The following is a 19,875-nucleotide window of genomic DNA, read 5'->3' as shown; positions in this document are numbered from 1 at the left end:
ATAAATGATTACAGTTAGTGATGTTAGTGTTTCGTTCAGTGAAAAACCGCTTTTTAAGGACGTAAACCTTAAGTTTAATAAAGGAAACTGTTATGGAATTACTGGTGCAAATGGTGCCGGTAAATCTACTTTCTTAAAGCTGCTTAGTGGAGAGCTCGAAAAGGATTCCGGAGAAATCTTTATGACTCCGGGCGAGCGTATGGCTGTTTTGAAGCAGGACCACTTTGCTTTTGATGAATACTCAGTAAAAGATACTGTTATGATGGGCTTTCCTCGTTTGTATGAGGTTTCAAAGGCTCGTGATGAGATTTACGCAAAGGCAGATTTTACTGAAGAAGACGGAATTAAGTCTGCAGAGCTTGAGGCTGAGTTTGGAGAACTCGGTGGATACGAAGCAGAAAATCAGATTGAGCAGATGCTCTCAGGTCTTGGTCTTGAAGAAGAGCACCATGACAAGATGATGAGTGAACTCGACGAATCTCAGAAGGTTCGAGTACTTCTTGCACAGGCAATTTACGGTAACCCTGATGCCTTGATTCTCGATGAGCCTACAAACGGTTTGGACATCGAATCAATCACATGGCTTGAAAACTTCCTCCTGGATTTTGAAAATACAGTAATTGTTGTATCGCACGACCGTCACTTCTTGAATACAGTTTGTACATTCATCTGCGATATCGACTACGGTAAGATTACTCAGTTCAGCGGTAACTATGACTTCTGGTATCAGATGACTCAGGTTATGCAGCGCCAGGCTCACGACCAGCAGAAGAAGACTGAAGAAAAGATGAAGGATTTGCGTGAGTTCATCCTTCGCTTCAGTTCTAACGCTTCTAAGGCTAAGCAGGCTACAAGCCGTAAAAAGATTTACGATAAATTGGCAGATTCTCTCGAAGAAATCCCAATTTCAACTCGTAAGTTCCCATATGTAAACTTTAAGGCAGACCGTGAAATCGGTAACAACGTTCTTGAGTGTAAGAACCTTTGTCTTAAGGATGCCGATGGAACTGAGCTTTTGAAGAACTTCAGCCTTACAGTAAACCGCACAGACAAGATTGCTTTTGTTGGTATTGAGCATAACTCAGTAACAGCACTTTTTGATATTGTAAACGGTGTAAGAAAGCCTGATTCAGGTGAATACTTCTGGGGACAGACAACTTCTCAGACATACTTGCCACGTGATAACTCAGAAAACTTCAATAATGATATGAATATTACTGAATGGCTTAAGCAGTACTCTAAGGAACAGGACGACGCTTACGTTCGCGGCTTCCTTGGTCGTATGCTGTTTAGTGGTGATGAATCTTTGAAGAAGGTAAAGGTTCTTTCCGGAGGTGAAAAGGTTCGCTGTATGCTTTCTAAGATGATGCTCAGCGGTGCAAACTGTATCACTATGGATGATCCTACAAACCATCTTGACCTCGAAGCAATTCAGTCTTTGAATGAAGGATTGATTGCATTCCCTGGTGTTCTGCTTTTCAGCTCACACGACCACGAGTTCATTCAGTCTGTTGCTAACCGCATCGTAGAAATTACTCCTAACGGAATTATTGACCGCATGATGAGTTTTGATGATTACATCACAGACCCACAGGTTAGTGAACTTCGTGCTAAGTTGTACGAAGGAACTGGAAAGAAGATTAAATATAGAGTGTAAGTCGGCAAGCATAGCTTGCCTCTGAGGCATTCTTTCGATGAACCTAAAGCAATCCTTTCGGCTTGCTTTTTAACGGTTCTTCGATTGTTGCCTACATTTTGGCTTTTAATTGTCCTAAGAAGTCGGAGAACATCGCACCGGTTTCTTCCTCGGTAATCTGCTTTGGTTCGTGGTATTCTACGAGATTGGCAGGGATTTCGTCGAGGAAGCGGCTTGGGGTAACTTCTGTATAATCAAAGGGGCTTCCTGAGCCAGTATCATCAGTTCGGAACTGGCGTCTTTTCCTTTTCTGACAGGAAGTCATAACCAGTTTTTCTCTTGCTCTGGTAATTGCAACATAAAATAATCTTCGTTCTTCTTCAACATCACCATTATTTTCTTCAACAGAACGTGCATGAGGAATCAAACCTTCTTCTACGCCGGCTATGAAAACAACCGGGAATTCCAGACCCTTTGAGGCATGAATGGTCATCAAGTTGACTTTTCCTTTATTTGCTTCATCATCCCCATTATCATGACTGGCAAGAGTAATACGATTTAAGTAATTATACAGATTAGGATTATTGTTGTCCGGATCATTTTCCCAGGTATCAATAAACTGTGTAAACTCTTCGATATTTTTTAATTTATAAGAAACAGCCTTTTCACTTTTTGGATATTCAGAAATAAGGTAACTCTTGTAATCAATATCATCTACAAACTGTCGAACTTTATTTGCAAGTCCACGTCCACTTAGAAGTTTCTGTCGGTTTTCTTCAATAATTTCAACAAAGTTTTGAAGATCTTCTTTAAGTGTATCGCTTGCTTTTGATGCTTCTGCATGAATCAAATAATCAATCGCGTTCCAAAGCGTACAACCGTTAAGTTCCGCAGCTTCATTCATAAGTTGAATTGCTGCACGTCCAATTCCACGTCGCGGTGTATTTATAATTCGCAGTAGATTTATATCATCATCATGATTTGAAATAACACGAAGATAGCTTATTACATCTTTAATTTCTTTACGTTCAAAGAATGATGTTCCACCGCTCATTGTGTATGGAATATTATTATGGAGGAAGGCTTCTTCAATATAGCGGCTTTGAGTATTAGCACGCATTAATACACCAAAATCATCATACTTGCGTTTTTCTTCAACTGCGATTCCAAGAATAGATTCAGCAATAAAATCAGCTTCATCGGTTTCATTCTGTGGCATAAAAAGTTCAATTGGCTTTCCAACACCTTTACCGCTCCACAACTTTTTATCCTTACGGTTTGTATTGTGGGCAATTACACCGTTTGCAGCTTCCAGAATTGTTCCTGTTGAACGGTAATTCTGTTCTAGCCGGATTTCTGTTACATCAAAATCTTTTTCAAAATTAACAATATTCTGATAGTCGGCACCACGCCAGCTGTAAATACTCTGGTCATCATCACCAACGACAGCAACGTTTTTATCTGCAAGAAGATGCATCATTTCGTACTGCTGATGGCTTGTGTCCTGGAACTCATCAACCATAATGTATTTATAGCGCTCACGGTAGCGGGCAAGAACTTCCGGATATTCCTTAAAAAGTTTAATCGGAAGAACAATGAGGTCATCAAAATCAACTGCGTTATAAAGCTTAAGGCCTTCCTGATAAAGCTCGTAAAGAGGCTTGTACATATCGTTTGCAGTTTCCCAGTTCTTGCGTCCTGTTTTGATATTTGAAATCAGGTTTCCGATTGTGTAAATATCCATTGCTTCCGGTGAAAATTTAAGCTCGCGGCCACATTCCTTAATAAGAGCTACACGGTCTGTTTCATCATAAATTGAAAAGTTTTCCCGCCAGCCAAGTTTGTCTATATCTTGTCGAAGAATCTTTACTCCAAAAGCATGGAAAGTTGAAACTGTAAGATTCTGAAGTTTTTTCTCTGTAAGAGTTTTGATTCGGTCTGCCATTTCCTTTGCAGCTTTATTTGTAAAGGTGAGGGCAAGTATTGAGCTTTGTGGAATACCTTTATCGAGCATGTGAGCAATTCGGAATGTGATTACACGGGTTTTTCCGCTTCCGGCTCCTGCGATAATAAGGATTGCTCCTTCTGTTGTTGTTACAGCGCGGTACTGCTGAGGATTAAGTTCATTTTTCAAGGCTTCCAGATCAAGCATAGGGTTTTATAATACGCAGATACTATTGTCGGGTCAAGTACGGCATTCGACCATCAGATATATTTGCTATTATAGGGAATTCCTTGTATAATATATGCAACAAAAAACAACATACAGGAAAAACTATTATGAATAATCAGGTAAGTGCATTTCTTTCTGCACATAATTTTGTAAATCATGTTGATGTATTAACTGTCGCTCAGGCAATTCTGGACGATATGAAAAAGGGCTTGCGCAAGGAAGGTGCAGATCAGGATATGATCCGTACTTTCTGTAATCCTCCTGCAGCTTCTGCAAAAGGCAAGTCTGTAATCGTTATTGATGCTGGCGGAACAAACTTCCGTTCATGCCTTGTTACTTTTGATGATGCAGGTGTTCCATCTATTTCTGATATGGAAAAGACCCGCATGCCAGGTGTAGAAAAAGAGCTTTCTCGTAAAGACTTCTTTGAACAGATTGCAAATAATCTTGAACACTTGAAAAATAAATCAGACAGAATCGGATTCTGTTTCTCATACCCAATGGAAATTCAGGAAGATGGCGACGGTATTCTTCTTGGTTTCTCAAAGGAAGTTAAAGCTCCGGAAGTTGTAGGTTCAAAAGTTGGTGCCTGCCTTAAGGAAGCTCTTGCTGTTCATGGCTGGAATTCAATTAAACGCATTACACTCTGTAACGATACTGTTGCTGCATTGCTTGCTGGTGCTGCCTGCGCAGAAGATGGTGATAAATATTCTTCAAACATCGGTTTCATCCTTGGAACTGGTATGAACGCTGCTTATATTCAGCCTGACTGTGACTGCTGCAATATCAAAAAGCAGATTGTAGTTTGTGAGAGCGGTAAGTTCCTTAAAGTAAATCGTTCTGATTTTGATGTTGAGTTTGATAAGACTACTGTAAAACCTGGTACATTCTACCTTGAAAAGCTTTGTTCTGGTGCTTATCTTGGACCAGTTTCATGGTTCGCACTCAAGGCTGCTGCTAAAGATGGTCTTTTTACAGAAAAAACTGCTGCAGCAATCAATGGTCTTGAGACTCTTACTCTTATTGAAATGGATAAGTTCCTTCATCATCCATATGATAAATCATGTGTACTTGGAAAAATCGCTGCCGAAGTTGCAACTGAAGAAGATGTAGATAAGATGTTCCAGATTCTGGATGCAATTGCTGAGCGTTCTGCCCGATATTCTGCTGCAATTCTTACAGCATGTGCTGTAAAAACTGGAGAAGGTAAGAATTCTTCTAAGCCAATCTGTATTCTTTGTGACGGAACAACATTCTTTAAGACATATAAGGTTCGTGAACGAGTATACGGCTATCTTGATGAAGTTCTTACTCGCCAGCTTGGTATTTACTGGAATATCGTATCTTGTGATAACGATATTACTTTAGGTGCAGCTATTTCAGGTCTTATAGATTAAAGTTTGATTGATTAAACTTTATGTGATATAATTTAATGACGGTCTTCGGACTGTCATTTGAGGGGAAATTATGTCTTTCAAAAAGTCTTTAGGAAAAACTTTTGTACTTTTAATTATCATTCTCATTCTTCTGGCTGGTGGGCTTTTATGGTTCGATTATCTTGGTGTCGTTCATGTAAAATCAGTTTTTTCACCTGTATATAAGATTCTGAAGAAAAATCCACAGACCTCTACAACTACAACACAATCACGTCCCCTCGTTGCAAATCTTGATGAAGACAGACTCAGAAAACAGCGCGAAGCTCTTGATATTTTTAAAGAAGAGCTTGATAAACGCGAATCTGATGTAGAAGCAGCTGAAAAACAGAATGAACAGGTAAGTGCAGAGCTTGCTGAGCGTGAAAAAAATCAGGAAGAAAGAGAAAAAACATTTAACCTCAAAGTAAAAAAATACGATGATAAGAATATAAACGTTGAACAGATTGCTAAAAATCTGAATGGTATGAGACCTGAAGCAGCGGTTAACATTCTTGTTGCGATGGATGATCAGACTGTAATTGACGTCCTTCGCAAGGTCGAGGAGATTGCAGCCGCTGAAGGTTCTTCATCTATGGGTTCGTACTGGCTTTCCTTAATGCCGTCTGACCGGGCTGCAGAAATACAGCGGAAGATGATAAGTAAGCCGGAGTCCCTGGACTAGCATTCAGTAATGGCAAATCTTCAACGCATTAAGGAGATTTGCCAAGTGTCATATCAGGCAATCACAGATATCATCGTAAATCCTTCTCAACTTCAGGACTTACAGTTATCTAATACAGTTAAAGATTCTCCGAAACAGACTTCTGTATCTTTTGCAGATTATCTTGCAGCTTATAACAGCGAAGATGTATCTAAAACAGAAACAAAAACTGTTCAATCAGAAGACCAGACTTCAAAAATTTCTGATTCAGACAAAGCTGAAAAAACAGAAAAATCTGAGAAAACTTCTGAAAATCAGGTAAAAAATCAGAATGAATCTGAAAAAGTATCGGAAAAGACTGTAGAAAAAACTGAATCTGATGAAAATAAGGATAATAAAATATCTGAAAAAACAGATTCTAAGGGAAAATCCGTTAATGATTCTGAAACAGAGACAAAAAAATCTGTAGAAGATAAGAAAACTGGAAAAGCAGATTCAAAGGATACTAAGGATTCTAAGAATAAAAAGCTTTCTGATAAGGACTTTTCTCGTTTTGAAGAAATAGCAAAAACTGCTGAATCAGAAGATAATTCTGCAAAACTCGCAGGGGCTGTACAGAACACAATTAAATCAGAAGAAAATGAAATAAAACTTTCTGATAATGAAATTGAAGTTTCTGAAAACGCTATAAATACAGAGTCTTCTGCACAGCTGGCATTGAATAATATTCAGACAGAAGAAAGCAGTTCAGATACAGAATTTGATTTTTCAGGTAATCAGGATAAGACAAAAAATCAGTTTACTCTTGATAAAGACGGAAAAATTACAGTTGAAGATCAGCGTACTAAAGAAGTTGCAGAAACTGATAATACTAAAAAATCCGCTCTTAAAACTTCTGAAATAAAACTTGCAAATGAAAACACAGCAGTAATGTCTGTTGAATTGAATCCAAATGCAGAAGCAGATGTTCTTTCATTGAATACTCAGACAGCTGCTTCAAATGGTTCAAACTTCCAGGCAATGCTTTCAAATCAGCTTCAGAATGTTGCTCCTGAATTTGTAAAAGCTGGAAACTTAGTTCTTAAAGATAATAATCAGGGAACAATCAATCTTGTATTACATCCGGATGATATTGGAAATGTAAAGATTCATCTTTCTCTGGATGGAAAAACTTTGAGCGGTCATATTACTGTAGCTACTAAAGAAGCTCTTCAGGTTTTCAAGGATAATTCTGAGACACTGCGCGAAGCTTTCATTAAGAGTGGTTTTGATGCAGCCAGCTTTGATGTTGCCATGAATAATGGTTCTATGGCAAATCAGAATATGGGATTTAATGGTCAGGATGATGGAAGAAATATTTTTGCACAAAGATTGTATGGAAATTCAGCAGAGGGGCTTAGCGCTGAATTGGACGACATCTTTGAAAATGCAGTAGATATTTCGAATTATTCTGTAAACATCGTAGCGTAAGCTGACGATATAAAAAAGGCGGTTCAGAAATCAGTGTGGTGGCTGATTTCTGAAATAACATAAAAAGTGATTGAGGAGAATGATGGAACTACTTAACACACAAAACAGCATTAACACTCAAATGAGTGCGAGCGAACAGTTTGCAGTTGAAAATGCAGTAAACAACTACAACAAAACGCTCGTTGTGGAAGGAAGAAAAACTTCCAATGAATTAGGAAAGGATGATTTTCTGAAGCTGCTTATTACCCAGCTACAGAACCAGGATCCGACTAGCCCTATGGAAAATACAGAGTTTATTTCCCAGATGGCTCAGTTCAGTTCTCTGGAACAGATGACAAACATGAGTTCATCCTTTTCGAGAATGGCAGCCTTTATCAACAGCTCAGAAGCTGCTGCCACATTAGGTAAGACAGTTGAATTGGATATAGGTGATACATCCGTTCAGGGAGTTGTGGAAGGGGCAACCCGCGGGGAAAATCCACAGGTTCTTGTAAAAGGCATGTATTACAGCATGGATAAAATTAAGGCGATTTACGCTGACTAATCGGGTAGGAAGGAAGGGAATAGCATATGATGAGATCACTTTATTCTGGAGTTTCAGGACTTCAGAATCACCAGACACGAATGGACGTAATTGGTAACAACATTTCCAACGTTAATACAAACGGCTTTAAACGTGGCCGCGTAAACTTCCAGGATATGATCAGCCAGCAGATGAGTGGTGCAGCTAAACCTACTGACGAACTTGGTGGTGTAAACCCTAAGGAAGTTGGACTTGGTATGACTGTTGCCTCAATTGATAATATCTTTACACAGGGTAACCTTCAGTCAACAGGAGTTTCAACTGATATCGCAATCCAGGGTAACGGATTCTTCCTTCTTAAAAGTGGTGAAGAATCATTCTATACAAGAAACGGTGCATTCGGTCTTGACCGTGATGGTACTCTTGTAAACCCTGCAAACGGTATGCGTGTTCAGGGATGGATGGCAGATGAAGTAAACGGCCAGATGCTTGTTTCTACAGCTGCAACTCCAGAAGACCTTATTATTCCTGTAGGTTCTAAGGATCCTGCTAAGGAAACAACAAATGTAAACTTCGCATGTAACCTTAACAAGAATACTCCAGAGATTCTTGAAGGTGCAAGTGCAGATGATATCTATAAAGGAACATGGGGAACTGAACAGAAGATTTACGACAGCTTTGGTAACGAACACCTTCTTTCAGTTTCTTTCCGCCGTGTAGTTGGTAATCCAAATCAGTGGGAGGCTACAGTTCTTGTAGATGCTGATAATGCAGATTATACACAGACTCGTGTAGGTCTTGGAACAACTGACGGTGTCGGAAATACTTTCCTTGTAAACTTTGATAACTACGGTGCTCTTCAGTCTGTAACAGACTCTTCTGGAAGAGAATCAAATCTTGAAGGACAGATTGTAATTCAGACTTCTTTTGCAGTAGCTGAATCAAATCCTGACGCAGAAGGAAATCCTTACCGCCAGACAATGAACATCAATCTTGGAACAATCGGTTCTTTCAAGGATACAATTACACAGTCTGCTTCTAAGTCTACTACAAAGGCTTTCTATCAGGACGGATACACAATGGGTTATCTTGATAACTTCAAGATTGACTCAAGCGGAATTATCACTGGTGTATACTCAAACGGTACAAACCGTACAATTGGTCAGATTGCTCTTGCAAGTTTTGCCAACGACCGCGGTCTTGAAAAGGCCGGAGACAACACTTATGTAGAATCTAACAACTCTGGTATGGCTCGTATCGGCGAATCAGGAGTTGCAGGTAAGGGTACTTTGATGGCTGGTGCTTTGGAAATGTCAAACGTTGACCTTTCAGAACAGATGACAGACATGATCGTAACACAGCGTGGTTTCCAGTCTAACGCTAAGACAATTCAGACAGCAGATACACTGCTTGAAACAGTATTGAGCCTTAAGAGGTAATAGGTTCTAGGTTTTAGGTTCTAGAATTTAAATATAAAATAATTAATCCCGGTAGATAATCCATCAATCTGCCGGGATTTTTTTTTACTGAAAAGCATGGGGATTTTAAGGGGCTTAGCCCCTTAGGAGAAAGGGTAGCCCGCAACAAAGTGCGGGCGTAGGGGAAGACTTTCCCCTCCTATAACCTGGAACCTGACACCTATAACCTATATCTCTTTATGGAAAGGCTTTAAGATTTCTACAAGTCTTTCTTTTTTGAAAAGTACCGCATAATTATAGGCACTCATACCCATCATATCTTTTACATCTGGATCTGCGCCGTTTTCTGCCAGAAGCTTTACGAGGGACTCTCTGTTTGCTCCAACTGCAAGAATAAGATTATTCTGGCCTTCCTTGTTGATTGTATTAAGATCGGCACCTTTTGAAATCAGATACTTTGTAATCTTTTCGTTTCCACGCCATACTGCATCCATTACAGCGGTATAACCGCGGTCTTCTGAAACAGCATTCAGTTCTGCACCAAGATCATAAATCATCTGTACAAATTCGAAATTATCATTGCGGCATGCAATGTTAAGCATTGGAGTTCCAAGGTCATCGCGGGAATTTATACTCATGCCGGCTTCAAGAAATTCATGAACAATTTCAGGCTTGTTTTTTGCAATATAAGTTCCAAAACAATCAGAAGTATATGGAATTCCTCTATTTAACAGCTTTTTCTTTGCAATTCGCATGTTAGCTTCTTCAGCAAGATTATTGTATTTCTTAGTTAGAACTTTATACAAATCATCTGCATCTTTTCCGCCAATTCCAATTTCTTTTCCAAAAAGATAATTTTCAAGAATAAAATTATTGTTTGTAATTACCGGAATATTTTCAGCTGCAAAAAATCCAAAGACTGCACTCAGTCCTGCACCAACCGAAGGAGATATAGATTTCGGATCTTTAGTAAAAATAATACATGCAGAAAGTTCCCTGAATATTTTTTTATATTTCTTAAGTGATTCATCTGTAATTGGAGCACAGAATACTTTATTTTTCTTATTCTGCTCAGAAATAAAAGTATTTATTTTATCAGAGAGAATTTCATCATCAGATATGACCAGCCATTTCATAGTTATTTAATTATAAGGTACAAAAACTCATAACACAAGAAAAATGATAAATCGAATAATTCTTTTTTTTTCTTTTACAATATGGAATTTATAACTTATAATTATATTATATACATGAGAGTTTCATCTACAAATACAACGGTTCCAGATTTCTCATCTGTTATAGCATGTATTTCAAATCATGTTCCATTTGAATATACTCTGACTAGCCCTGGTGCTGAAAGCAGAGAGTTTATTAAAAAGATTACAAATGAATATTTAAAACAGATTCATCTGGAAAAATATTACAATTTATTAGGCCTTTGTATGGAAGAGATTATTTCAAATTCAGTAAAGGCAAATATTAAGAGAGCTTATTTTATTACTCATAATCTGAATATAAATAATCATGATGATTATGAATCTGGAATGAAGCATTTTAAGGAACAGGGATTAAGTAATATTAGGGATGCTAAATTTGTTGAAGAAATCAATAAACTTGGTTTATATGTAAAGCTTTCTTTTAATGTTGAAAATAATTGTTTATATATAACAGCGCGAAACAATTCAGTTATATCAAAAGAAGAAATTTCTAGAATAAATAAGCGACTTTCAATGTCTGAAAATAAATCTTCAGAAGATATTTTTATGAATTCTATTGATCAAACTGAAGGGGCAGGACTTGGTATAATTATGATTAAGAAGATCCTTAGCCAGATAAGTTCAATAGACGAATGTTTCAGGATAAGAGCTACAGATACAGAAACAATTACAGAGTTAATGATTTTACCTTAAAAAAATTATATAATTAAAAATATTATTATGAAAAAGTTTATTTTATTATTTATTACTCTAAATCTTTTTACAGGTTTATTTTCTTTTGATAGAACAATTTCTCATTCGTATAAGGCTGATTATAGTCTTTTTCCAGAATCAAAATATAAGAAAACATATACTGATAAATTAACCGGAAAATATGATATCAGATATTGTGTTCAGACTAATTTAGTTATTCCAAAAAAAGAAGCTAATGGATATACCTGTGAACAGATTATTAAAAAACTGGATCAGATGGGTGGACTTGATAAAGAATGCTTTGGTGTAAGTTTTATAGATGAAAAAAGCCGGGAACGAAAGGCATTATTTAAGCAGGCTGTTTTTAATCAGAATGAAGGGCTTTTATATGTGAAGGATAGGGCTGCAGGTGGACTTAATTTTGATGTGGCAATTGATACTTATAAAAACAACGGAAATATTTATGCAATAAATGCAATCATAAAAAAAAAGCCGGATAATATTTTTGTGAGAGGAATAAAAAAACGGGAAGCAGAAATATTTGTTTTTATGCAGGAAAATGATGAGACTGTCAGTGTTTATGCTCTTGTACAATGTTCCTATTCTCCGCTAGAACATAAGATAATTAAGAACCTTGTTGAAACCTCAGTTACCTTAAGGGTAGTTGAAATTCAAAACTGGTTTTACAGAATGTTGACAGGAAAAAAATAAATAGATGTAGTCTTCTGAATAATAAAAGGTTATAATGAAGACATGAGAAATCTATTTATAAGAAGAATTATTAGTTATTTTATTGTGATGAGTTTTAGCCTTTGTCCTTTAATGGCTCAAGAATCAAAGACTGTAGATGTAATGTTTACTCATGATGTACATTCCTTTCTGGACAGAATTGCGCAGGCAAAAACTTTAATAAACAGACAGAAGGCTTTAAATCCTGAAACACTTCTCCTGGATGCTGGTGATTTTTCTCAGGGAACTTTATATCAAACTGTTTATGCATCAAAAGCTGCTGAATTAAGAATATTAGGACTTGCAGGCTTTGATGCTACAACAATGGGAAATCATGAATTTGACTGTATGGACACTGGCGTTGCCGGTATGCTTGATGCGGCACGATTAAGTGGCGAGAGACTCCCAGAGTTTTTGCTTTGTAATGTTGACTGGTCAAAAGATGATGATTATACAAAAACTGTAAAGCGTGCTTATGATGCTTACGGAGCGAAGGATTATACTGTATTCGAAAAAAATGGAGTTCGAATTGCAGTGTTTGGTTTATTTGGTGAAAACTCTCTGTTCTGTGCGCCAACTTGTAAACTTACATTCTTTAATCAATATGAGCAGGCTGCAAAGGTTGTTGCTCAGATTAAACAAAAAGAAAAGCCTGATATGATTGTCTGTATAAGTCATAGTGGTACAGATAAGAAAATCAAAAAAAGTGAAGATGAACAGCTGGCAAAAAAAGTTCCAGATATCGATCTTATTATAAGCGGACACACTCATACTATTCTTGAGAAACCAATACAGCATGGAAATACTTACATTGTAAGCTGCGGTGAATTTGCACAGAACATCGGCTCTCTTTCAATGAAACAAAATAAGAACGGCCGATGGGAAATGGCACGATATGAGATTATTCCAACTGAAAGCGTTGAACCCGATTCAGTTATAGCTGCTAAATTAGAGTCCTTCAAAAAAGATATAGATGAAGAATATCTGAGTAAGTTTGGTTTTGAAACAAATGAAGTTTTAGGAAAGGCTTACACTAACTATTCTCATCCGGAAATGGGGCATATCATTTCGGATATGTATAGAAAGGCAGTTGCAGAATATGAAATCACAAATCCAAATTCAGAAAAAACTGGCTTTGGAAAACATATAGATTTAGCCGTTGTCCCAACTGGTGTTGCCCGAGAGGATCTTGTAAAAGGTAATGTAACTACTAAAGATGTGTTTAATTCATTCAGTCTTGGAATTGGTCCTGATGAGATTGCTGGTTATCCGCTTGTAAGTGTTTATTTGAGTGGCCGTGAATTCAAGAATGCCTGTGAAATAGATTTATCAATGGGCTCAACTTTAGGTTTCTCTCTATTAAATCTTTATTTTTCTGGAATCACTTATGAATATAATCCTCATAGACTTGTTCTTGATAAGGTAACAAAAGTATATCTTATTAAGGATGATGGAACAAAAGAAGAAGTTCAGGATGATAAATTATATAGAGTAGTTTCTGATATCTACACAGGAAGAATGCTTGGAAGTGTAAATGATTTAAGTTATGGACTTTTAAGTTTAATTCCTAAAAACGCTGATGGTACAATAGTTGAAAATCTGGAAGATAATATCATAAGAACTTCAATTTTTCCCGGTACAACAGAATTTAAGGCCTGGGCAGCAATTGCTACCGGTGTAAAGATGACAGGTGATATTGGCGATTATTCTGGAATTTTAGAAGCTGCTTATAAAGAAGTTCCGAGCAGAAACATCTTTAAGATTCTCAAAAAGCCAAGTAAGTTTGCAAAAATTGTTTACTGTTTGATTTTTGGACTTATAGTAGTTATTGCCGGAATTGTATTACTTTGTATTAAGCGAAAGAAAAGGAATAAGAAGGCTTAATTTTTCTTATACTTGCGTAATAAACTTAAAATTGCTATATTACTCTCGACGTTAGTCCGTGCAGTTTATGATTCCTCATAACACTCCTGCGCGATATAAATTAAAATTCTTATCGAGGTTAACATGAATAAAATCTCTTCCTGGTTCAAAGCTGAACTGGATGACACTAAACTTCTTCTTAGAAGTATTCCTTCCCTTACAGTTTGTTTTTTCGTACTTTCTGTTGTTTGCGCAAATCTGATGGCAAATAAAGAGCTTATTAGTTATAAGTTTATTGTTTTTGATTGTGGATTTGTTTTCAGTTGGGTTATGTTTCTTTGTATGGATGTAATCTGCAAACGCTGGGGTGCAAAAGCTTCTATTAAGGTATCACTAATTGCATTACTTATAAACCTTGCTGTCTGCGGAGTTTTTGCATTGCTGGCACTCGCTCCTGGAAAGTGGGGTGAGTTCTATTCTTCAGAAGTGAATGAAATAAGTATAGCTGTAAACTCTGCTTTGAATAATACTTTTGGCGGTGCCTGGTATGTTGTTCTTGGTTCAGCACTTGCATTTACAGTTTCTTCAATCGTTAATGCATTATTGAATTCTTTGATAGGAAAACATGTATCAGAAAAAGGATTTGGTGCTTTTGCATTGCGTTCATACATTTCTACAATGCTTGCTCAGTTTGTTGATAATTTCCTTTTTGCAACAGTAGTTTCTAAATTCTTCTTTGGCTGGACCTGGATACAGGTAGTTATCTGTTCGATAATTGGTGCAGTCGGTGAACTTTTGTGTGAAATTTTCTTCTCAGGGATCGGCTATCGCGTTGTATGTAAATGGGAACGTGAAAATGTTGGTTCTGATTATTTAAATAAACAAACTGCATAACGGAGTTAGAGATGAAAGTTGTAATTACAGGTACAAGCAGAGGAATTGGAAAAGCAGCGGCTCTGTTATTTTTACAGAATGGTCATGAAGTTTTTGGAATTGATGTTGGGGAATCTACAATTCAAAAAACTGATGGTGGCTTTGAACGATACACTCATTATGTTGCCGATATTACAAACAAAGCATCTCTCCCCGAAATATCTGATGTTGAAATCTTAATAAATAACGCAGGAATCCAAACTCCAGTAATTGATGTGGAAAAAGCTTCCTGCGATATTACAACAAATCTGATTGGAACAATGTATGTAACTGAAAAATATGCATTCCAATCTAAAATAAAATCCGTTCTTTTTAATGCATCTGTATCAGCCTTACATGGAAACGAATTCCCTGCTTATGCAGCTTCTAAAGCCGGTGTATTAGGGTATATGAAAAATACAGCAATTCGTCTCGCAAATGAATATAAAGCTACGTGTAATGCACTTTGCTTTGGTGGAGTAAAAACAGAGTTAAATGAACCTGTAATGAATAACCAGGAATTGTGGCAGAAAATAATGGATGTAACTCCATTAAAAAAGTGGCTTTCTGTTGAAGAAGCAGCACAGTGGATGTATTTTATGACTGTTACAAATACCTTCTGTACCGGCCAGACTATCGACATTTCTGGTGGCGAAAGAAACTGTGCTGATTTATTTGTCTGGTAAAATATTTTAAATCAATTAAATTATTTATTTTTTTATTTTAAATAATTGAGCATAAAAAAAGGCTTCTAACAAGAGTTAGAAGCCTTTGCCACAGGTTGGAATCGAACCAACGACATACGGATTTTCAGAACGATTCACCTGCATATCTCAATGTATTTATCTTCGGAAAACTAATTTATTTTATATTTTCAAATTCAAATTGTCAATTATTTAATATACAGTGTTACTGTCTTATATAGTTTTTTGCTAACATCTTTGCTAACATTCAAATCAAGTAAAAAATCCGGAATTTTCAGACATACGGACTACTTGAACGTGAAAAATCCGGTTTTCTATAAGGGTGCTTATTCTGTAATTTCAATAAGGTTTTCTTCAAAAGCGACAATGCAGCTTTCGTAATATCCGTCACCAGTTGTACGTGGACCGCTGGAAACAGAATAACCGGCTTCATCAAGCTTTGCGGTCAATTCGTCTACAGCTTCTTTGCTGCCAACACTAAAAGCTAAATGTGCGTAACCGGTTCTATAGGGGTTCTTTACTTGTTCAACAAGTTCTGGTCGAGTCATTAATTCAAGACGTGCTCCGTCTTCAAAAGTTATGAAGTAAGATCTGAAATCTGTCTTTGGGTTGTGGTAGCCGTCATTGGCTTTCCCGTTAAGGTAAGTTACAAAAAAATCTTTTGCCTTTTCTAAATCATGTACATACAGAGCAACGTGTTCAATTTTCATAATAATTTAATTATACCATAGTTCCAGGAAAAAGGGTGTGTTTATTGCCGTTCGCTCCAGCCGTACTCCGTACCGCTTCCGCTCTCTACAGTCCTCTGAGTTCTTAAAGCTTCGTCTTCCAGAAAGGTAGCAAACAGAGTGCTCACTCATTCAGCTTCACTTCGTTGCGCTTCATTCGTTCCCACACTGTTTGCATTTACTAGCGGGCTCGCACGGTGGCCTTTATCCAAGCTCGCAGGCAAGCAATGAAAGCACAGTCAGCTGCAGTCGCTACGGTACCGCTTCGCGGCCCCTCCGCTTTGTGCATCTGCCTGTTTCCGCAGGTGAGCAAATCGTTGCAGAGTCACGCTCTTTGCACGCCGCTAAGTTTCTCGAGTTCATAACAGTTGGTCGTTAAAATGAAAATGAAACTAGTTCAGGTCGCAACTAAAAAAGCGGGCACGCAAAAGGTTTTCCCCCTTTCCCCCCTGCCGCGGGGCACCCCCCCTAAACCCCCTTTCCAAAAAAAAAGGAATGTAATTGAACCGCTCTCGGGGGGATAGGGGGCAAACCTTTTGCTCAACATTACAGTTGTCCCGCTTTTTTAGATGCTTACTTGGTCGTAAAAGTGGCGGCTGTGAGGATATATCTTTGTATGTTACAAATTGTTGCTTCAGTCGCACAGGCACCGCTAGTGCCTGCGCTCCATCAGCAAGGCGGCGTTGTTACGCCGCCTGAGTCGTTCGCACACCAGGACAAGCCTGGTGCGCTCTCTCCTTGTGGCGCAGAAAGATAAGCAGGAAGCAGAACTAGCGCCACTTTAGTTCTCCAGAAAGTCTCCGCTAAAAAAATGGCTGTTGCCATTTTTTCTTAACGCTTCGACCTACCGTGAAAACTTCAAACGCTCTGGTCGCGCGTCCTTGCGCTCCCGACGCTTGCCGAGTTCTCGGACATTGATTTATAATTGACGTATGAACTTTGAAGAATCTGATGAAATCCACTTTGAGAAAAACGGATACGATTTCTGCAAACACCATGAATCAGATCCAATCTGGTCTGCGACCAGAATCGATGTCGATGAAACAGGACCGTTTCTTTTCAGCTTTGATTGTGAGACAGTTTACAACTTCTGGACTGATTATCCAGGAAAGCTTACAGCTGAACAAATAGAACTTTTCAAAAATTGGAATCCAACAATGGCCGCTCTAAAATAAAAAACGCGGGGGGAGCGCGCGCAGCGGTCTAAAAAGTTTAATCCAGAAACACATAAATCAAAACTACACTTGTCATAACTTCAAATATTTTTCAGTAAAATTCATATAGCATATAAAATTTATTTTAATTCTTTTTAAAATGTGTAGTGAATAAAAAGAATTAAAAATATCTTTATTCCGTACTATTTAATATAACTCTATACATTTCTATAACACATAATATGAACTTCACTTTTACAGCAGGAAGCCTTTCAAAGTGTAGTAAACTACATATTTTTTCTAAAAGTCTTGAAAAATCAGAAGACTTTCAAAAATAAGAAAGCCTAAGAACACTACACTTTATACTCGGCGCGAAACACTTGGGGGCACGGGGGAAATATCAGTAGTTTTCAAATTCCTGATAAACTTGATTTACAGCTTCAACAAAAACAATAAAAGATGGATGATTGTAATCCCTTCTTTGCAAGTATAGGTTTTTCAATTCAACATATTTATCTTGTACATCTTCCCACCATCCATATTGTTTTAATTCATCAGCTTTATCATATACATTATGAGAAGATGGAATTTGATTCCAATAAAATCTTTCAAAGAATGTTTTTTCATGAATTAATCTGCAGTATTCACCAGTTGTATTCTTTGCCAATATAGCAACATCAAAACTAAATACTTTTTTATGCGGATCTTTATTTAAGAATCTTCTGGCAGTGAGAACTGAAGTTGAATCTTGTGCATCCCGGAATCCTTCATCACCTAATAAATTATTTAGCTCTATCCTTATAGTGTCTTTCAACCATTTCATTTTTTCAGTTGTATTTGGGTCAAAATTTTGTGGAAAACGTGTAATGTAGAGGTTGTAGTCTAAATCAAATGGTTCATTGGCATTTTGTGTTATAATATCTTTTGAACCACTTCCAATGAGTCGGAATTTACATTCAATGTCATAATCATTGTACAATACATTCTTTAATCGATTAAGAGTGTCAGAACAGAAAATCTTGTACGGCTTTACAATCTTGGGATCTACTAATTTATACATAAAAACTCCTTATATCCCCAAACCGTCCATTCGATTTTCTCGAATCATTATAGAATAATAATCCTGTAACAAAAAATCAATGGTTAATCACCTAATCTTGAAATATTAAAAAACTATGATATTATATTTATATATATAGTTAAGAATCGTGTTTTGAGTTTCAATCAGGAGTTTTATATGAAGAAGATTCTTTCTATTCTAAGTCTAATTCTATTTCTTTCATTTTCTACTTTTGCCCAGAATACAAACTTAAAATATTATTCAGATTATACAAAAGATTTTTCAGGTTATGCAGTAGCTGTATATCAAGGAACATTAAAAGATTTAGGTATCACTGAAAAAGAATTCTTTGATAGAATTTCTGAAACTATTGATGATACTATTCCGCCAGTACAAAAACTTACAAAGAAAAATAACTGGCTTTTTCGTCAGGCATTAAATGAATATGATTATGAAAAAGATGAAATTTATATAGTTGCATGTGCTGAATCTGTATATTCATCAGAAGCTTTAATTTTTCTGGTATTAGTCAAAGGAAAGAATGATGTTACCTGGAGAGCTTATAATTTAAAAGAAGATGATATTAGTACATTGGAAAGTTTATTTGAGAATAAGGCGGAGGTAACTCCGATTCCTTCAAGTGAAGAATATATATCAGGACAGAGAGAAATCTTAGACTGGTATACTTCTCTAGGAATTATTCAAACAACAACATGTGATGATCCTCCAGCTACTGTTAGAGTTGAAGTTGGTCTTGCATATAAAAAAGGTGATGATGCTACAAAAACTGAAATAACAACCAGAACAGTAGAATTAAAAGCTTTCTTACGTAGATATTTTAGTGGTAAAACTGCAGCTGAATTAAGAAATACAAATAATGAAGATGCTCTTGAAAATGAAATTAAGAATGGAATAAATGATAAAATACTTTCAAGTAGCAGAGTTCGAGATGTTGTATTTATGCAGAAAGATGTTATAGAACAAAACTAGGAGTTAATTATGAAAAGAACTATCATTTTGATTTTTTCTGCTTTTCTCTGTTTTCATGCGTTTACACAAACACTTGATTCAAAAGCAGAAAAAAAAACAATAGTATTATATACAGAAAAGTATACAATACCAGATAGTAATATACAAGCAACAAAAGAAATCATAAAAGATGATAAAAATATTTATCAGTTGGTAATATTTCCAAGGCGAGAAAGAGCATTCTTCTTTTATCATACCAATGATTCTGATAATTCTTATGATTGGTTAGAAGTTTTGGCTAATCTTGCATATGAAACAATACAAGTAGATAATATTGAATGGAATAAATTTTGTACAAAAATTGCAGTTTTAGATTCTGTAGAGGTTGTAAATAAAAATAATATGTCTTATTACTATGTGGACGTAAATGATTTTATGTTTACCAATTGGTATGTAGAATTAGTACCAGGAGCCTCTTCAGTTTTACAAAAATACCAATATCTTTGGAAATAACTTTACTATTTAGAAAAATTATTTCCAAAGAGTAAAT

Annotated in this window: 18 protein-coding genes; 14 read left to right on the top strand and 4 right to left on the bottom strand. The window is 36.6% G+C overall.

Annotation, left to right across the window (positions count from 1 at the left end; all coding sequences use genetic code 11):
• Nucleotides 1–4 precede the first annotated feature (4 nt).
• Entirely contained in the window at nucleotides 5–1,657 is a 1,653-nt protein-coding gene (locus tag AABJ44_RS09015) for an ABC-F family ATP-binding cassette domain-containing protein (RefSeq protein ID WP_338368573.1), read from the top strand.
• A gap of 91 nt (nucleotides 1,658–1,748) precedes the next feature.
• Here AABJ44_RS09015 and AABJ44_RS09010 read toward each other — a convergent pair whose 3' ends face one another.
• The gene (locus AABJ44_RS09010; RefSeq protein WP_422100127.1) at nucleotides 1,749–3,779 is read right to left on the bottom strand and encodes an ATP-dependent helicase; all 2,031 of its coding nucleotides are present in this window, start codon (nucleotides 3,777–3,779) and stop codon (nucleotides 1,749–1,751) included.
• Nucleotides 3,780–3,916: 137 nt separating this feature from the next.
• On the opposite strand from AABJ44_RS09010, the gene AABJ44_RS09005 reads away from it, so the two are divergent.
• The 5 genes from AABJ44_RS09005 (at nucleotide 3,917) to flgE (ending at nucleotide 9,317) form a co-directional block, all read left to right on the top strand.
• Complete coding sequence (locus AABJ44_RS09005; protein WP_338368569.1) at nucleotides 3,917–5,206, top strand: hexokinase family protein; 1,290 nt, start codon at nucleotides 3,917–3,919, stop codon at nucleotides 5,204–5,206.
• A 70-nt stretch (nucleotides 5,207–5,276) separates the two neighbouring features.
• Nucleotides 5,277–5,906: a periplasmic-type flagellar collar protein FlbB gene (locus AABJ44_RS09000; protein ID WP_074640309.1), complete on the top strand. Its 630-nt coding sequence runs from the start codon at nucleotides 5,277–5,279 to the stop codon at nucleotides 5,904–5,906.
• Nucleotides 5,907–5,951: 45 nt separating this feature from the next.
• Complete coding sequence (locus tag AABJ44_RS08995) at nucleotides 5,952–7,355, top strand: flagellar hook-length control protein FliK (protein ID WP_338368567.1); 1,404 nt, start codon at nucleotides 5,952–5,954, stop codon at nucleotides 7,353–7,355.
• Between the two features lie 79 nt (nucleotides 7,356–7,434).
• Nucleotides 7,435–7,899, top strand: coding sequence for a flagellar hook assembly protein FlgD (flgD, locus tag AABJ44_RS08990; RefSeq protein ID WP_422100121.1), 465 nt, complete (start codon nucleotides 7,435–7,437; stop codon nucleotides 7,897–7,899).
• A gap of 26 nt (nucleotides 7,900–7,925) precedes the next feature.
• Nucleotides 7,926–9,317, top strand: coding sequence for a flagellar hook protein FlgE (gene flgE / locus AABJ44_RS08985; protein WP_074640315.1), 1,392 nt, complete (start codon nucleotides 7,926–7,928; stop codon nucleotides 9,315–9,317).
• A gap of 206 nt (nucleotides 9,318–9,523) precedes the next feature.
• On the opposite strand, the gene AABJ44_RS08980 is transcribed toward flgE, so the two are convergent.
• Nucleotides 9,524–10,432, bottom strand: coding sequence for an ankyrin repeat domain-containing protein (locus AABJ44_RS08980; RefSeq protein WP_338368566.1), 909 nt, complete (start codon nucleotides 10,430–10,432; stop codon nucleotides 9,524–9,526).
• A 114-nt stretch (nucleotides 10,433–10,546) separates the two neighbouring features.
• On the opposite strand from AABJ44_RS08980, the gene AABJ44_RS08975 reads away from it, so the two are divergent.
• The 5 genes from AABJ44_RS08975 to AABJ44_RS08955 all read left to right on the top strand — a co-directional run bounded on the left by AABJ44_RS08975 (nucleotide 10,547) and on the right by AABJ44_RS08955 (nucleotide 15,396).
• Complete coding sequence (locus tag AABJ44_RS08975; protein WP_074640318.1) at nucleotides 10,547–11,206, top strand: hypothetical protein; 660 nt, start codon at nucleotides 10,547–10,549, stop codon at nucleotides 11,204–11,206.
• Nucleotides 11,207–11,233: 27 nt separating this feature from the next.
• A complete protein-coding gene (locus tag AABJ44_RS08970) occupies nucleotides 11,234–11,917 on the top strand; it encodes a hypothetical protein (protein ID WP_338368565.1) in 684 nt (227 codons plus the stop codon).
• 42 nt (nucleotides 11,918–11,959) lie between these two features.
• On the top strand, nucleotides 11,960–13,819 hold the full coding sequence (locus AABJ44_RS08965; protein WP_338368564.1) for a bifunctional metallophosphatase/5'-nucleotidase: 1,860 nt from the start codon (nucleotides 11,960–11,962) through the stop codon (nucleotides 13,817–13,819).
• 123 nt (nucleotides 13,820–13,942) lie between these two features.
• Nucleotides 13,943–14,692 (top strand): VUT family protein, encoded by a 750-nt coding sequence (locus AABJ44_RS08960; RefSeq protein WP_338368563.1) that lies wholly within the window; start codon nucleotides 13,943–13,945, stop codon nucleotides 14,690–14,692.
• 11 nt (nucleotides 14,693–14,703) lie between these two features.
• Nucleotides 14,704–15,396, top strand: a complete 693-nt coding sequence (locus tag AABJ44_RS08955) for an SDR family NAD(P)-dependent oxidoreductase (RefSeq protein WP_338368562.1) — start codon at nucleotides 14,704–14,706, stop codon at nucleotides 15,394–15,396.
• 344 nt (nucleotides 15,397–15,740) lie between these two features.
• Here the strand turns inward: AABJ44_RS08955 and AABJ44_RS08950 are convergent, their stop codons facing one another.
• Nucleotides 15,741–16,124 (bottom strand): VOC family protein, encoded by a 384-nt coding sequence (locus AABJ44_RS08950; protein ID WP_338368561.1) that lies wholly within the window; start codon nucleotides 16,122–16,124, stop codon nucleotides 15,741–15,743.
• Between the two features lie 950 nt (nucleotides 16,125–17,074).
• On the opposite strand from AABJ44_RS08950, the gene AABJ44_RS08945 reads away from it, so the two are divergent.
• Entirely contained in the window at nucleotides 17,075–17,317 is a 243-nt protein-coding gene (locus AABJ44_RS08945) for a DUF7675 family protein (RefSeq protein ID WP_338368560.1), read from the top strand.
• Between the two features lie 379 nt (nucleotides 17,318–17,696).
• On the opposite strand, the gene AABJ44_RS08940 is transcribed toward AABJ44_RS08945, so the two are convergent.
• A complete protein-coding gene (locus AABJ44_RS08940; RefSeq protein ID WP_338368559.1) occupies nucleotides 17,697–18,356 on the bottom strand; it encodes a hypothetical protein in 660 nt (219 codons plus the stop codon).
• 177 nt (nucleotides 18,357–18,533) lie between these two features.
• On the opposite strand from AABJ44_RS08940, the gene AABJ44_RS08935 reads away from it, so the two are divergent.
• Nucleotides 18,534–19,346, top strand: coding sequence for a flagellar basal body-associated FliL family protein (locus AABJ44_RS08935; RefSeq protein ID WP_338368558.1), 813 nt, complete (start codon nucleotides 18,534–18,536; stop codon nucleotides 19,344–19,346).
• 9 nt (nucleotides 19,347–19,355) lie between these two features.
• Entirely contained in the window at nucleotides 19,356–19,838 is a 483-nt protein-coding gene (locus AABJ44_RS08930; RefSeq protein ID WP_338368557.1) for a hypothetical protein, read from the top strand.
• Nucleotides 19,839–19,875 lie beyond the last annotated feature (37 nt).

Origin of the sequence: Treponema bryantii (genome assembly GCF_036492245.1) — a bacterium.
In the GTDB taxonomy this organism is placed as follows: domain Bacteria; phylum Spirochaetota; class Spirochaetia; order Treponematales; family Treponemataceae; genus Treponema_D; species Treponema_D bryantii_C.
This window is presented reverse-complemented; position numbering and strand designations above follow the sequence as displayed.